Origin of the sequence: Paraburkholderia sp. CNPSo 3076 (genome assembly GCF_026343935.1) — a bacterium.
GTDB classification, from domain to species: Bacteria; Pseudomonadota; Gammaproteobacteria; order Burkholderiales; family Burkholderiaceae; genus Paraburkholderia; species Paraburkholderia nodosa.
Window position 1 is genome coordinate 172,358 of record NZ_JAPMAL010000011.1, and the last position, 15,411, is coordinate 187,768.

Annotated in this window: 13 protein-coding genes and 1 pseudogene; 4 read left to right on the forward strand and 10 right to left on the reverse strand. The window is 65.7% G+C overall.

Translation table 11 applies throughout. From position 1 onward, the window contains the following. Positions 1–3: 3 nt before the first annotated feature. The 3 genes from M3A49_RS14970 to M3A49_RS14980 are packed head-to-tail and all read right to left on the reverse strand — an operon-like array spanning position 4 to position 4,553. Positions 4–1,638: a methyl-accepting chemotaxis protein gene (locus tag M3A49_RS14970; protein WP_266229320.1), complete on the reverse strand. Its 1,635-nt coding sequence runs from the start codon at positions 1,636–1,638 to the stop codon at positions 4–6. A 15-nt stretch (positions 1,639–1,653) separates the two neighbouring features. Then, complete coding sequence (locus M3A49_RS14975) at positions 1,654–1,962, reverse strand: hypothetical protein (protein WP_266229321.1); 309 nt, start codon at positions 1,960–1,962, stop codon at positions 1,654–1,656. Positions 1,963–2,009: 47 nt separating this feature from the next. After that, positions 2,010–4,553 carry an EAL domain-containing protein gene (locus tag M3A49_RS14980; RefSeq protein WP_266229322.1) on the reverse strand — a complete coding sequence of 848 codons (2,544 nt, stop codon included), beginning with the start codon at positions 4,551–4,553 and terminating at the stop codon, positions 2,010–2,012. Between the two features lie 253 nt (positions 4,554–4,806). On the opposite strand from M3A49_RS14980, the gene M3A49_RS14985 reads away from it, so the two are divergent. Then, on the forward strand, positions 4,807–5,379 hold the full coding sequence (locus M3A49_RS14985) for a helix-turn-helix domain-containing protein (RefSeq protein ID WP_266229323.1): 573 nt from the start codon (positions 4,807–4,809) through the stop codon (positions 5,377–5,379). Positions 5,380–5,395: 16 nt separating this feature from the next. Beyond that, complete coding sequence (locus M3A49_RS14990; protein WP_266229324.1) at positions 5,396–5,932, forward strand: GNAT family N-acetyltransferase; 537 nt, start codon at positions 5,396–5,398, stop codon at positions 5,930–5,932. 15 nt (positions 5,933–5,947) lie between these two features. Here M3A49_RS14990 and M3A49_RS14995 read toward each other — a convergent pair whose 3' ends face one another. From M3A49_RS14995 to M3A49_RS15025, 7 genes and pseudogenes are all read right to left on the reverse strand, one after another. Beyond that, the gene (locus M3A49_RS14995; protein ID WP_266229325.1) at positions 5,948–6,730 is read right to left on the reverse strand and encodes an alpha/beta fold hydrolase; all 783 of its coding nucleotides are present in this window, start codon (positions 6,728–6,730) and stop codon (positions 5,948–5,950) included. 16 nt (positions 6,731–6,746) lie between these two features. After that, entirely contained in the window at positions 6,747–7,763 is a 1,017-nt protein-coding gene (locus tag M3A49_RS15000) for a helix-turn-helix domain-containing protein (RefSeq protein ID WP_323183153.1), read from the reverse strand. Between the two features lie 227 nt (positions 7,764–7,990). Further along, on the reverse strand, positions 7,991–8,791 hold the full coding sequence (gene eutC / locus M3A49_RS15005; protein WP_266229326.1) for an ethanolamine ammonia-lyase subunit EutC: 801 nt from the start codon (positions 8,789–8,791) through the stop codon (positions 7,991–7,993). After that, positions 8,788–10,185 (reverse strand): ethanolamine ammonia-lyase subunit EutB, encoded by a 1,398-nt coding sequence (locus M3A49_RS15010; RefSeq protein ID WP_266229327.1) that lies wholly within the window; start codon positions 10,183–10,185, stop codon positions 8,788–8,790. Before M3A49_RS15010 ends, eutC begins: the two co-directional genes overlap by 4 nt. 47 nt (positions 10,186–10,232) lie before the next feature. After that, a pseudogene (gene eat, locus M3A49_RS15015) lies at positions 10,233–11,533 on the reverse strand (ethanolamine permease). Between the two features lie 309 nt (positions 11,534–11,842). After that, positions 11,843–12,862, reverse strand: a complete 1,020-nt coding sequence (locus M3A49_RS15020; RefSeq protein WP_266229328.1) for a M23 family metallopeptidase — start codon at positions 12,860–12,862, stop codon at positions 11,843–11,845. 590 nt (positions 12,863–13,452) lie between these two features. Beyond that, positions 13,453–13,764 carry a hypothetical protein gene (locus M3A49_RS15025; protein WP_266229329.1) on the reverse strand — a complete coding sequence of 104 codons (312 nt, stop codon included), beginning with the start codon at positions 13,762–13,764 and terminating at the stop codon, positions 13,453–13,455. On the opposite strand from M3A49_RS15025, the gene M3A49_RS15030 reads away from it, so the two are divergent. Further along, positions 13,763–14,479, forward strand: coding sequence for an ABC transporter permease (locus M3A49_RS15030; protein ID WP_254353760.1), 717 nt, complete (start codon positions 13,763–13,765; stop codon positions 14,477–14,479). The two genes, M3A49_RS15025 and M3A49_RS15030, sit on opposite strands and share 2 nt — an antisense overlap. Next, a complete protein-coding gene (locus M3A49_RS15035) occupies positions 14,479–15,399 on the forward strand; it encodes a glycine betaine ABC transporter substrate-binding protein (protein WP_416338959.1) in 921 nt (306 codons plus the stop codon). Before M3A49_RS15030 ends, M3A49_RS15035 begins: the two co-directional genes overlap by 1 nt. The last annotated feature ends 12 nt before the right edge of the window (positions 15,400–15,411 follow it).

The following is a 15,411-nucleotide window of genomic DNA, read 5'->3' on the forward strand; positions in this document are numbered from 1 at the left end:
CCCTCATGCCGCCGCAGGCAGCGCGCTTTCCTCGTGCGCAACCGCCGGCGGCGTGACGGGCGGCGGCGCCGGCGGCGTGTCCGCCGTCTCGCTCACGCGGAACGTCGCCACGGCATCGGCCATCTGGCTCGCCTGCTGCTCGAGCGACTCGGCGGCAGCCGCCGCCTGTTCCACGAGCGCCGCGTTCTGCTGCGTGACCTGATCCATCTGGCTCACCGCGGTCTCGACCTGCTCGATGCCGGCGCTCTGCTCCACGGTGGCCGAGGCGATCTCCTTCATGAGGCCCGACACCTTGTCCACCGAAGCGACGATCTCGGCCATCGTCGCACCCGCCTCGCCCACGAGCGAGCGGCCGTTGCGCACGTCGTGCACCGAGGCGTCGATCAGCGACTTGATCTCGCGCGCCGCGGAGGCGCTGCGCTGCGCGAGCATGCGCACCTCGCCCGCGACGACGGCGAAACCGCGCCCCTGCTCGCCCGCGCGCGCGGCCTCGACCGATGCGTTGAGCGCGAGAATATTGGTCTGAAACGCAATGCCGTCGATGATGCCCGTGATGTCCGCGATCTTGCCCGAGCTGCGGCTGATCTCCTCCATCGTGTCGATCACCTGCTCGACTACGCGTCCGCCGCGCTGCGCGACATCGGCCGCCCCCGTGGCGAGCGCGCTCGCGGCGTTCGCATGCTGCGCGTTCTGACGCACGCTCGACGTGAGCTGCTCCATGCTCGACGCCGTCTGCTCGAGCGACGCAGATTGCTGTTCCGTGCGGCTCGACAGGTCGAGATTGCCCGCCGCGATTTCGCGTGCGCCCGTGTTGATCGCATCGCAGCTCGATCGCACGCTGCGCACCGTGTGGCTCAGGCCGCCCTGCATGCGCCGCATTGCGCCGAGCAACTGGCCGATTTCGTTGCGCCCGCCGCCTTCGATGTGGACCGAGAGATCGTTCGCGGCGATCTGGTTGAGCACTTCCACCGCCTCTTTGAGCGGCGCCGTCACGAGGCGCCGCAGCGCCAAATGCGTCGCAACGACGAGCGCCAGCGTACCCAGCAAACCCACCGCTACCATCGCCATCACCCAGTCGTGCTCGCGCCCGGACTGGTCGAGCGTCGCGCGCGAGACGGCATCGGCGTTCGCGCGCAGTGCGGCCACGCTCGCAGAAAACTGCGTATTGGCATTGGCGACATCCCCGGCGGCCAGCGTGGCATAGGTTGCCGTGTCGCCCGATTCGAGCGCCGTGCCCGCGCTCTGCAGCGACTGCGCGAGCGCGTTCCACGCGCCGAGCAAGGCATCGCGCTGCTGGGCCGCATCAAGGTCGAACGGTGCGCTCTCGCGCAGCGCGGCGCTGTGCTTCGAGGCCTGCTCGAAGAGATCGCGTGCGTCCTGCCGCGCCCGCTGTTGCGCTTCGGCGGCGCCATTCTCCTTGCTGGCTTGATAAGCGCGCGCCAGCGCCGTTTGCGCAAGCGCCGCGTCCTCGCGCAAGGCGAGCGCGAGCGCGTCCTGGCGCGCGACTTCGTGGATGTAACGCGCCGAGTCGTCGGCGCGGCCGATCATCAGGAGACCTACCGCTGCACCCATCACCAGCATCGCCGCAAACGTGCAAAGCACGAGCAGCAGCCCTTTTCGAATCGTCAGATTACGCATTGCCTTATTTCCGCTTCAGGGCCTCAACGTGGTGGGGACGGCATCGCTGCCCAGCCGGGCCAGCAGCATGTTCGCCTGTTCGATCAGTGTGGCGCGGTATTCGCCGGGTAACAGCACGTCGTCGGCCACGGCCATCGCTTCGCCGAGTTGTGCGCGAAACGCGAGGATCGTGCGTTCGATCTGCGTCGCGGACAGTTGCGGCAGCACCGCTTCGACGAACTTCGTCATCACCACCACACTCGCGCCGAAGCGCGAGATAGCCTTGCCATGCGCGCTCACTAGCGCGGTCATCGAGTTCAACAGCATCTCGTCACTGGTGCTCACGGGATTCTCCAGATACGTCGGCTAAAGGGGAAAAGAAAAGGCGGTCTTCAGCCAGCCACGCACGCTTCGAGCGCGCGCGGCATCAACTCGGCCGGCGCGGGACGCGCAAGCAGGAAACCTTGTGCGCGGTCGCAGCCGATCTCGCGCAGGAACTCGAGTTGCCGCGGCGTCTCGACGCCCTCGGCCACCACCGTGACACCGAGCGTGCGCGCCATCGCGACGATCGCGCGCACGATCGAGCGGTCTCGCGCCGCGCTTTTCTTCACACGCGATGACATTCCCGGCCCCGGCTCGGCCATGTCTGCGAGGAACGAGCGGTCTACCTTGAGCGTGTCGACCGGTAAGGACTGCAGATACTTGAACGATGAATAGCCCGTGCCGAAGTCGTCGATCGCGAGGCTGATGCCGCGCGCGGCGAGCTCCTGGAGCAACGCTTCGATGCCGCCCCGGCCCGACGTCATCGCCATGCTCTCCACGAGTTCGAGCTGCAGCCGCGTGGCTGGCAGGCCCGTTTCGCTGAGTACGGTCGTGAGCTGATGCAGAAAGCCGTCGTGCAGACATTGCCGCGCCGAAAGATTCACGCTGATGCGGCCGAAATCGAAGCCCTCGTCCAGCCACTCGCGCGCCTGCCGGCAGGCCTCGCGCAAGACCCACGCGCCGAGCGGAACGATCAATGAGGATTCCTCGGCAATCGGGATGAACTGGTCGGGCGGCACGAGGCCGCGGCGCGGGTGCTGCCAGCGCACGAGCGCCTCGATATTGACGAGTGCCCCGCTCGCCACATCGAATTCGGGCTGATAGTGGAGCACCAGCTCGCCCGCCTCGAGCGCATGGTGCAGCTCGCTTTCGAGCACGATGCGCTCCATGGCCGAAGATGTCATCGGCGTGGCGAAGAAGCGGAAATTGTTCTTGCCCGCGTCCTTGGCCTCGTACATCGCGCGGTCGGCTTGCATGAGCAGTTGCCGCGGATCGTGCGCGTCGTCCGGATACATGCTGATGCCGATGCTCGGCGTGACGAACAGCAGCTGCTCGCCGATGTGCATCGCGGCACCCACGCGCGCGAGCAGCCCCTGGGCGATCTGCCCGACGTGGCGAATGTCTTCGATATCCTCGATCAGCAGCGTGAACTCGTCGCCGCCGAGGCGCGCCGCCGTGTCGGTCTCGCGCACCGCGTCGCGCAGGCGCGTGGCGATCACGGTGAGCGCCTCGTCGCCTACGCCGTGACCCATCGTGTCGTTGATGAGCTTGAAGCGGTCGAGGTCGAGGAACATCACCGCGACGCGCTTGCCCGAGCGGCGTGCGCGCGCGAGCGAGAGCGTGAGGCGCTCGGTGAAGAGCGTGCGATTGGGCAGGCCGGTCAGCGCGTCGTGCGTCGCGAGGTAGCTCAGGCGCTCCTCGGTCTCGCGGCGCTGCGTGATGTCCGCGAAGATCGCGGCGTAATGCGTGCAGCGGCCGCTCGGGTCGCAGATGCTGGAAATCGTCAGGTATTCCAGGTAAAGCGCGCCGTCCTTGCGGCGGTTCCAGATTTCGCCCTTCCAGTGGCCGTTTTGCTGCAGGTTGCGCCAGAGCGCGCTATAGAACCCCGGGCCCTGGCGCCCCGAGTTGAGCAGGCTCGCATTGCGCCCTAGCGCCTCGTGCTCCGTATAGCCCGTGAGCCGCGTAAAAGCGGGATTCACGCGTTCGATGGTGCCGTCGAGGTCGGTGATCATCACGCCATCGAGCGTCGACTCCACCACCTGGTCGGCGAGACGCAGATTCGCGCGCGAGGCGAGCAGCGCGTCGTCGCGCTCGCGCAGCGCCAGCTGCAGCTCGCGTACGAAGCCGTCTTCGATGTCGTGCAGGATATGCGAGAGGTCGAGCAGGCCCGCGAGACTCCCGTCTTCGCCGATCACCCCCACGTGGCGCATGCGGTGCTCGAGGAGATACTGACGTGCCGCATAAAGGCTTTGCGAATGCGCGAGCGAGCGCAGCGGCCGGCTCGCGCGCGCGCCGGCCGTGCCGTCGAGCGCGCCGTCGGCAGCGAGGCGCACCACGTCGCGCTCGGTCACGATGCCGAAGTCGCCTTCGGGATAGCTCACGACGAGCGCGCTCAGACGCCGCGCACGCATGCGCTGCATGGCCTCGTGCATGGACATGCGCGCGTCGACCACGAGCGGCATTGCCGCATTGACCGAGCCGATCGTCCTCAGCCGCAGAAAGCACTCGAGCCCCTGGTTCATGACCAGGTCGGTTTGCGTGACGATGCCGAGCGAGCGGCCCGCCTGATCGACCACGAGACAATGGCGGATGCCTTCGCGCTTGAAGCGCAGGGCGGCATCGCGCAGACGCGTGCTCGCAGGCAGCGCGCGCACCGGATGGCTCATTGCATGGCGGATGGGCAGCGCAAGCCCGGCGGCGTCTTCGCCCAGCGCAAGCGCGTCGTGCTCGGTCCAGATGCCGACGGGCCGACCCATTTCGGTGATCACGATGGCGCTATAGCGCCGCTCGCTCATCATGCGCGCCGCTTCGCGAATCGGCACGTCGGGCCCGCAGGCAAGCGGCGGCCCTGAAAGTAGCTGCCCGATTTCCAGGTCCAGCGTGTGGTGTTGCATGTTGCGTCCCGAACCGCACGGCGATGTCATTATGAGATAGCGGGAAACTAACAGCGGGCGGGAGGCCTTCAATTGACGAAAATCAAGGTTTTGACCGCCCGCGGCGGCGCAAACGTTTGCGTGTCGACTAACCGGAATAACAGGGCGGCATCGTCTGTCGCACGCCTGCGACAAACTTGATGCGCATAAAGATTTATACGCAAATTTGCAAAATCCAGTTTACTGGATTCCGAAATCCATTAAACTGGACGACATGGATATTCACACCAATATCGCCCGCCGCCTGCGCGAATTGCGCGACGCCAAAGGCTGGTCGCTCGAAGCGCTGGCCGAGCGCAGTTCGGTGAGCCGCTCGAACATCTCGCTCATCGAACGCGGGCAAAGCAGCCCCACGGCCGTCGTGCTCGACAAGCTCGCCACGGCGCTCGGCGTCTCGCTCGCGTCGCTCTTCGAGGCGCCGGGCGACGATGCGCGGCAGGCCCCTTCCCCGCACGCCGCGGCCCGCGATCAAGCGGTCTGGACCGATCCCGAGTCGGGCTACGTGCGGCGCAATCTCTCGCCGCCCACATGGTCGCCGATCCAGCTCGTGGAAGTGCACTTTCCGCCCGGCCAGCGCGTGGCTTACGACACGAGCCTGCGCGACGCGCAGATTCATCAACAGGTTTGGGTGATGGAAGGCGCGATGGAGATGACGGTGGGCGAGCGCGTGTGGCGGCTCGAAACCGGCGACTGCCTCGCGATGCGCCTCGACTGCCCCATCGTCTATCGCAATCCCACGAACGAGCCGGCGCGCTATGTCGTCGCGCTCTGCAGGACCACTAACTGACCGGATTCATATTCAAATGAACGAAGCCATCAAGATACGCCGCCTCACCGCCGAACAGGCGCAAGCCTGCGCGAGCGCGCTTGTGGACGTACTCATCGACTGCGTGGAGGGCGGCGCCTCGGTGAGCTTCATGCTGCCGATCGCGCGCGAGACGGCGCTCGCGTTCTGGCACGGGGTGGCGCAAGACGTGTCGCGAGGCGAACGCATCCTGCTCGCGGCCGAAGACGCGCAGCAGCGTATTGTGGGCACGGCGCAGCTCGTGACGGCGCAACCGGAAAACCAGCCGCATCGCGCCGATGTCGCCAAGGTGCTGGTGCACCGCGCCGCGCGCGGACAAGGTGTGGGGCTGCGCCTCATGCTCGCCATCGACGAGGCGGCAAGGCAGGCCGGAAAATCGGTGCTCGTGCTCGACACCGTGACGGGCGGCGCGGCCGAACGGCTCTATGCGCGCGCGGGATGGGAGCGTGTGGGCACCGTGCCGAATTACGCGCTGATGCCGGACGGCGCATTTTGCGGCACCACGTTCTATCACAAGCAACTGCTGAGCCGGTGAGGCACCGCCCGTTCCTCAAGCGCCTCGCTCGAGAATATTGCTGATTGCGCGCGCGAGGCCATCCGGATTGTCGTAAGCCATCATGTGCTCGGTGTCGACAACGAGTTCGACTCTGCAGCCGGCGTGCTCGAATTGGGTAATTTCGTCACTCGCAGCGGTATCCGGAAGAATCACCCCTCTTTTTGAATTCAGCCTGGCGAGATCATCGAGCCAGTTTTGCGCGTTATCGTCCAGCGTGGATCTTGCCCACTCGTAAATGGCATGAGGCGATGCGACGGAAAACGGGCCCAGCCAGGCGTCGTTGCCGCCGGCGGCTTTCAACTGCGCCAGAATCTGCGAATACCCTTCGGCGACGAACTGCGCTTCGGTCATCGACGTTATTTCCGACAACATCGCTTTGCCGTAGTCGTTCAGACCGGGCGCACATAAAATCACGCTACCCACGTGGATCGGCAGGCGTTTTGCGAGCTTCAGCGCGATGAACGCGCCAGCGCTATGGCCGAAGAGATTCACCCGCGTGAAGTGCTCACTCGCGACAAGGTTTGAGAGGACATTCGCCTGGTCATCCGAAGTATATTTCCCGTCCTCCGGTTTGTCGCTGAACCCCGCCCCCATGAGATCGATGAGGAGCGAACGGCATTTTGAGTATGAATTCGAGCCCACTACCGATGGGTAATCACTGCTGGACGCACAACCCAAACCATGAACCAACAGGAGCGGCTCGGAAGGGTTCGTGCCGGCATATAAATCCAGATAACGAAGAACGTTCCCTCTGTCATCTGTCGCGAATGAATTCATACTCTCGTCCGGGAATTCAAGGCGATGCCACCGCGCGCAACGCCTCAGAAGGCCGCATGCCGAACATGCGCCGGTAGTCGGAGGCGAACTGGCTCAGATGCCAGAAGCCCCAGGCGGCGGCCACGTCCTGCACCGAACCGGCCGCGCGAGCGCACAGGTCGCGCCGGGCGCCGTTCAGGCGCAGCGCGCGCAGGTAGCTTGCAGGCGCCATGCCAAGCACGTCCTGAAAGCAGTACTGGAGCGTGCGCCGGCTCACGTGCAGCTGCTCGCAAAGCTCCGGCACGCCGACCGGCCGCGCGCGATGCGCGAGCACGTAGTCACGCGCCTGCGCAACGATCCAGCGGCGCCGCGACGCGGGCTCGGCAACCGCATCCGCGCTGCTCGCGCAGGCGTCGAATAGCGCGGCGAGCACTTCCGCCTGCAATGCATTACGCCCGGCGTCCGAAAGCGGTGCGTTCGGCACGTTCTCCTGCGCGTGACCGCCATCGTCGAGACACCACGCGAGCCGCGCGCAAAGGCGTTCGATGCTCGCCGCGCCGGCCTGCACGACAGGCGCAGCCGGCAGACGCTCTTCGAGCGCCGTGTGCTCGACCGCGGCGGCATAGTGGCGCAGCACGTCGCCGCGCACGACCACGCCGTAGATCGAAAACTGTGCGGGCGTGAGCAGCTCGAACTCGACGTTGCCCGGGCGCAGCGCAAACGCCTGCGCACCAAAGGGCTGCGCGTCGATACGCGCCTCGCCTTCGCGCGCGACCGGTATGCCGAACCACCAGGCGTCGCCGCGCACCTCGCACGCCTGGCGCAGCGTGTGGCTCGTGGTCTCGCGAAAGACCTTCATGGTGTCGAGCGGCAGCTCCGTGAGCGTGCCGACAAAGCGGCCCGCCGCGAGCTGGTCGTAGGTCTGCCGCCAGCCCACGAGGTTGCGCGCCTGTTCGTCGGCGTCGTGCGCCACGCTGACCACGGTGCGAGCGCCACGCGCGTTCCATTGCGCCTGTCCGGCCGTGGCCTCGGTTCGCTCTGCCGTTTCGTTCATGGCTGCCTCCCAGTACGCGCTTGCTTCGATCAATCGTCGATTGATGCAAGAGTCGGGCCAGCGAGAACGGCATGCCGTATGGCGATGGCGGGCGCCGCGCTGCTCCACGGCGGCGCAATGGCGATGAGAGGAGTGCTCAATCCCTGCACAGGCGGCGGCCCCGCCGCGGTGCGTCGCGGGCTTCAATGGTTGCGGCGGATGCAGTCCTCGCCCGCGCGTGTGGCCCCTCATGCAGACGTGATCTGCCCGGCCGCCCCGACGCCCGGCAGCGTCGCGTCGCTATCGTCCTTCAGTCCGACGCCGCTCAGCCCGAGCCGCCGCGCGTGCGTGAGGAGGTAATGGAGCTTGTGCGCGGCCGCTTCATACGGCAGCCCTTCGGGACGCACGTTCGAGATGCAGTTGCGCTGCGCGTCATGGCAGCCCACCTTCGGCGCATAGGTGAGATAGACGCCGAGGCTGTCTGGCGAGCTAAGCCCTGGCCGCTCGCCGATCAGCATCGCCACGAGTTTCGCACCCAGCAACTCACCAATCTCGTCGCCGAGCGCCACGCGCGCCTGACGCGCGACCACCACCGGGCCGATGCGCCAGTCCGCGAGGCGCGCGCGCACCGCGAGCAGCAGCGGCGCGGCCTGTTTCGCGGCGGCGATCGCCGAAAGGCCGTCGCCGATCACGAACACGACTTCGGGCGGCTCGTCACGCGCTGCAGTGGCGAACCCCGCCGCTTCGACCAACGCTGCCCGGCTCGCCTCCGACAAGCGCCGCCCCAGGTCCGGCCGGCGCAAATAATGTTGCCGGTCCGGCGCCGCGCTTTCCACGCCGAGCGTGGCGAACCCTTCGGCTTCGAGCGTGCGCCGCAAGGCTTCGGCGTCGAGCGGGTGATGGACGGCGTCGCGCGCCTGCGCATGCGAGAGATTGAACGCGAGCAGCGGCGCCGTAGGCAAGCCGTTGCCCGCGCGCCCGAGCGCGATGCGCGCGTTCGTGAACGCCTTGAGACCGCCCCATGGGTTCTTTTCGACGGCGTCGCTCATGCGTCGATCCCCATCCATTCGTGCGCGCCCGCGAGCAGCGGCACACGCGCGGAGCCGGGCAGGAGCGCGCCTTTCGCGTCGACGATCTCCATAGTCTCCAGCCACTCCTCGAACTCCGGCGCGCGGCGCAGGCCGAGCAGGTCGCGCACGTAGAGCGCGTCGTGAAACGAGGTGCTCTGGTAGTTGAGCATCACGTCGTCCGCGCCCGGAATGCCCATGATGAAGTTGATGCCGGCGGCGCCCAGCAGCGTGAGCAGCGTGTCCATGTCGTCCTGATCGGCTTCGGCGTGGTTCGTATAGCAGATGTCGCAACCCATGGGCACGCCCAGCAGCTTGCCGCAGAAGTGATCTTCGAGCCCCGCGCGGATGATCTGCTTTCCGTCGTACAAATACTCGGGGCCGATGAAACCGACCACCGTATTGACGAGGAACGGCTCGAACTTGCGCGCGACTGCATAGGCGCGCACCTCGCAGGTTTGCTGGTCCACGCCGTAGTGCGCGTTCGCCGAGAGCGCGCTGCCCTGCCCCGTCTCGAAGTACATGAGGTTGTTGCCAACCGTGCCGCGCCTGAGCGCGAGCGCCGCCTCGCGCGCCTCCTGCAACAGCGACAACGATATGCCGAAGCTCGCGTTCGCCTTTTGCGTGCCCGCTATCGACTGGAACACGAGATCGACAGGTGCGCCCGTTTCGATCGCCGCGATCGTGTTGGTGACGTGCGTGAGCACGCAGGACTGCGTGGGCACGCGGTAGCGCTCGCGAAACCCGTCGATCATCGCGAGCAGCTTCACGATGGCCGCGAGGCTGTCCGTGGCGGGATTGATGCCGATCATCGCGTCGCCGCAGCCATACATCAGGCCGTCGAGCATCGAGGAGGCGATGCCCTTCACGTCGTCGGTAGGATGGTTCGGCTGCAAGCGCACCGACATGTGGCCCGGCAGTCCCACGGTGTTGCGAAAGCGCGTGACCACGGGGCGTTTTTTCGCTACCGCGATCAGGTCCTGATTGCGCATGAGCTTCGACACCGCCGCAACCATTTCGGGCGTGAGGCCTGGCGCCAGGCGTTCGAGCGCTTCGGTATTTGCCGCGCCCGAAAGCAGCCAGTCGCGAAAGTCGCCCACCGTGAGGTGGGCAACGGCCGCGAACGCGGCGGCGTCGTGATCGTCGACGATCAGGCGCGTGACCTCGTCGTCTTCATAGGGCACGAGCGCTTCCGCGAGAAACGCTTTGAGCGGCACCGCGGCAAGCGCCATTTTCGCGGCCACGCGCTCCTCTTCGCTCGCCGCCGCCACGCCCGCGAGCTGGTCGCCGGAGCGCAGCGGGCTGGCTTTGGCGAGCAGCGTCTTGAGGTCCGCGAAGCGGTAGGTGCGCGCGCCGATCGTCTCCGTATAGTTCATGCGTTGGACTCCTCCAAAGCCAGGGCCTGTGAACAGGCCCTGGAAGCTCACTCCTCGAGCAGCCCCTCGACGGACATTCCCTCGCGCTGCGTGCGCGTGGCGAGGAAATACGCGTAGCCGAGCGCGAGGAACACCACGAACACCCCCGCGACCAGCGCATTGAAATACACCATCGTGCCGAGGCAAACGAGCGCGGCCACAAGCGCGAACGCCGGGAAAAACGGGTACAGCGGCGCGCGAAACGGCCGGTCCATGGCCGGCTGCACGCGGCGCAGCTTGAAGAGCGCCGCCATGCTGACAATGTACATCACGATCGCGCCGAACACCGACATCGTGACGATGTTGGCCGTGAGCGTCTGCCCGCCGAACTGGATCAGCTCGTCGCTATAGATCGCGGCGATGCCCACCGCGCCGCCCGCGAGGATCGCGCGATACGGCGTCTTGAAGCGCGGATGGATTTTCGCGAGCCACGCGGGGAGATAGCCTTCGCGGGCAAGCGCGAAGATCTGCCGCGAATAGCCGAGAATGATGCCGTGAAACGAGGCCACGAGACCGAACAGCCCGAGCCAGACGAGCATGTGCATCCAGCCGCTGTGCTCGCCGACGATGAACTTCATGGCTTGCGGCAGCGGGTCGTTGATATTGGCGAGTTTGGTCCAGTCGCCCGCGCCGCCCGCGAACACCATCACGCCCACGGCGAGCGCGACGAGCGTGAGAATGCCGGCCACGTAGGCGATGGGAATCGAGCGGCGCGGGTTCTTCGCTTCCTCGGCGGCCATGGCGACGCCTTCGATCGCGAGGAAGAACCAGATGGCGAACGGAATCGCGGCGAACATGCCATGGAACGAGCCCAGCGAAAAGTGATCGTTACCCGACCAGCCGCCCTTCGTGAAGTGGCCCCATGCGAAGCCCGGCGACACCACGCCCATGAACACGAACAGCTCGAAGATGGCGAGCAGCGTGACGATCAGCTCGAAGGTCGCGGCGATCTGCACGCCCACGATATTGAGCGCCATGAACACGAGATACGCGCCCATGGCCGCGTGTTTGGGCTCGAGCCGGGGAACTGCACGTGCAGGTACGCGCCGATGGCGAGCGCGATGGCGGGCGGCGCGAATACGAATTCCACTAGCGTGGCCGCCCCCGCCAGATACCCGCCGGTCGGGCCGAACGCGCGGCGGGCGTAGGCGAAAGGGCCGCCCGCATGCGGAATGGAGGTGGTGAGCTCGGTGAAGCTGAAGATGAACGTGGTGTACATCGCCGCGACGAACAGCGCCGTGACGACGAAGCCGAGCGTGCCGGCGCTGGCCCAGCCGTAGCTCCAGCCGAAGTACTCGCCCGATATCACGAGGCCGACTGCGATGCCCCACAACTGCCACGTGCCGAGCGTCTGATTGAGCGCGGGCGCGCCTGCGCCGCCTGCGTTGCCAACTACGGTGCCAAGTGTGGTGCCAACTGCAGCGGGGCGTGCGTTCGACTCGCTTTGCATGGTTTTCTCCCTCTGGGTGGCCCGGGCGGCCGGCCCTGGCCGCCACGGTTGAGTGGAACCATGCTATTGAGTCATTAATCAACGTGTTATCGAAAATCGGCAAATCGCGTTTGCGGCGCAGCACGCGCCGCGGCGTGCCTCCTTGCGGCAGCCTTTCGCGCGTTGTGCCTAAAGCAGCGGATCGATGAGCGCGACCTGCTGCGCGAAGCGCTGCTTGTCCTCGCCCTGCAAGGGGTCGCGATGCGGCAAGTCGACGGTCAGCGGATCCTGCGCGACCTGATCCACGTGCACCTCATAGTGCAGATGCGGACCCGTCGCCCAACCCGTCGCGCCCACGTACCCGATCACCTGCCCTTTGCTCACCGTCTGGCCGACCTTCAAGTGCTTCGCAAAGCGCGATAGATGGGCGAAGGTGGTCGAGTAAGGGCCGAAGTTCTCGAGCTTCACGACCTTGCCGTAGCCCGTCTGCCAGCCGGCGAACGTCACGGTGCCGCGCGCGGTCGCTTGAACGGGCGTGCCGACGGGCGCCGCGAGATCCACACCTTCGTGCGGCTGCACGCGATGCGTGACCGGATCGAGCCGTCGCAGCGAGAAGTGCGAAGACACGCGCGTGAACTTCACGGGATAGCGCAGGAACGATGGCGCGGCAGCATGGCCGTCGGCCGAATAATAGAACGCCTTGCCCGCGAGGTTCCGGTAGAGAAAGAGATCGTGCGAGACGTTGCCGTTCGAGATGCGGATCGCGACCGGCGTGTCGTCTGAAGACACTGTGTTCTGTGGCGCGCCGGCATTCGCAGCGCCCACGTCGTTTGCATCTTTTGCTTCGCTCGCGCCATTCGCGCCGCTCGTGTCATTGCGAAACACGAAGCGGATCTCGCTGCCGCGTTGAAGATCGCGCCGGAAATCGAGGCGACCCGAGAACGCGCGCGCCAGCCTCGCCGTCGTCGCTGCATCCACGCCGAGACGCTGGGCCGCCTCGGAAAAGCTGTGCCCGACCACGGCGGTCTCCACGCGATACGCCGACGCGCTTTCGCTCGCGGGCGCCGCGCTGGCCGCTGCCTGCGACGCTGCATCTTGCTCCGGCGCCGCAGTCGTCACTGTCGCCGCGTCGGCAAGCGGATCGTCGGTGGCAACGTTCGCGTGTCGATGGGCGAGCCACGCGGCGCTCGTCAAACCGATTGCTGACACAACGATGAGTTTCCCCGCGAGGCCCGGGGAGGCCGCTATTGCACGAAAAGCCATGAATCGAATGACGGATTGCAGAGCAGAGAAACGCGAGCGGGTGCCGCGCTTATCAAGGTGAAATCGGAAGTGAGATCGATGGCCGCAACGTTGAATCGGCGAGCATCGATGATGCGAAGCGCTTCAAAATAAATGGCCTTTCTTAAACGAATCTTAAGAAAGCGAAAAGAGCGGAACATTCTGCCGCAGCGCCTCGATGCAGCACCGGGAACGTCGCTTGCTAAAGCCAACGACGCGAAAGTGCATACCTGTACGGCACTTTCTGTCACTTTTTATAAACGGGAAATGCTACCGAAAGATTTTTATCCGGATAACTGATTAATTTCCAAAAATGACATACCGCATGCAACCCCGCCTTTCATACGTCAACTCGCGATCGCTCCCCAAGGTAGACGCACCTAATCGAATGATCTATACTGATCTCGTTTCGATCACAACGAAGTCGTTCTCGTGCGCATTGAGATACCCGGTCCACGCTAAAGGGCCGCTGTGTCGCAAGCGACGTTCAAACGGGCCTCCGGCCCTCGCGTAGCGGTTCAAAGCCGCCGCATCCATGCCGTCATCAGGCGGTTTTCTGCTTCAGCGCGCATCGATCTGCTCGGTGCCGTTGAGCTGAACATGACAACCAGAAGAACGCGAGAAGCGCGTTCCCACCACTGCGGCCACGTAGCCATCGTGCGCGGGCGGACTGGTTTTTGTCCGCTTTTCTGTCCGTTGTTTTCGTCGGTTCCAATCGCGGCCATGCCGGGATCACGAACTTCCTTCGCGGCGCCTTGAGCATCCTCATGGGCGTCCTCGCCGCGCAGCGTTGCGCCGCGCGGCACAAAAACAAGGAGGCGTACCTTCATGACTCGACGCTCTGCCCTGCTCGCGGGCAGCCTGATCGCCCTTGCCGTCATCGCGTGGGCCCTCTCACGCGCCATCGGCGCCGATACGTGGCAAAGCCACGCAGGCGACCTCGCTTACTACACCGGGCGGCACCTGCTGCTCGTCGGCTATTCGATGGCGCTCGCCGTCGTGGTCGGCGTGCCCGCCGGCGTGCTGCTCAGCCGGCCGCGCTTCGCGCGCCAGGCCGAACGCTTCATGCAGATCTTCAACGTGGGCAACACGATTCCGTCGCTCGCGGTGCTCGCCATCGCGCTCGGCGTGTTCGGCATCGGCGACATTCCCGCCATCGTCGCGCTCTTTCTCGCGTCGCTGCTGCCCATCACGCGCAATACCTATGAGGGCGTGAAGAACGTGCCGGGCGCACTGCGCGAAGCCGCGCGCGGCATCGGCATGACGGGCTGGCAGTCGCTCACGCGCGTGGAATTGCCGGGCGCGCTGCCCATCATCGTGGGCGGCGTGCGCACCGCGCTCGCCATCAACGTGGGCACCGCGCCGCTCGCTTACCTGATCGGCGCCGACAGCCTGGGCTCGCTCATTTTCCCCGGCATCTATCTGAACGATCAGCCCTTGCTGCTGCTCGGCGCCGCGTTCACGGCCGCGCTCGCGCTCGTGCTGGACGGCGTGGTCGCCGCCGGCAGCCATCAGTGGCTCTCGCGTCACGGAGGGCTCGCATGATGTTCGCGTCACCCTTCAAATCCCTGCGCCGTTTCGTTCAGGCGTGCGTGATCGGCAGCGCGCTCGTTGCCGCCGCCACGCCCGCATTCGCGCAGCCCAAGCTTGTACTCGGCGCGAAGAACTTCACCGAGCAATACGTACTCGCCGAAGTCACCGCGCAATACCTGCGCTCGCGCGGCTATACCGTGGAGGTGCGCTCCGGCCTCGGCAGCACGCTCATGCGCAGCGCGCTCGAGAACGGCCAGTTCGACCTCGTATGGGACTACACGGGCACGGCGGCACTCGTCTACGACAAGCTGACGGAAAAGCTGTCGCCCGAAGCGATGTACGAGCGCGTGAAGGCGCTCGATGCGCCGCGCGGTCTCGTCTGGCTCAACGCCTCGCCGCTCAACGACACGTATGCATTAGGTTTGCCAAGCAAATTCGCCGAGGAAACCGGCATCACCACGGTCTCGCAGCTTGCGCAAAGGTTGAAGACGGACCCCGATGCGAAGCACTACGTGTTCGGCATGGACGCCGAGTTCGCGAATCGCCCGGATGGTCTCAAGCCGCTGCTCGCGACCTACGGCATGAGCTTTCATCGCTCGCAGATGAAGCAGATGGACCCCGGCCTCGTCTACACGGCGCTGCATAACAACCAGCTGAAGATCGGCCTCGTCTACACGACAGATGGCCGCGTGAAAGGCTTCGGCATCGTGCCGCTCGAAGACGACAAGCACTTCTTCCCGCCGTACAACGCCACGCCGGTGGTGCGCAAGGAAGTGCTGGAGCGCAATCCCAAGCTGGCCGCGCAGCTCAACGCGCTTTCCGCCGCCCTCAACAACGACGTGATGCAAGACATGAACAAGGCCGTGGATCTGGACGGCAAGTCCGCCCAGCATGTGGCGGCGGAGTTCCTGCGCACGCATACGCTCCCCTGAAGGAGGCCAGGC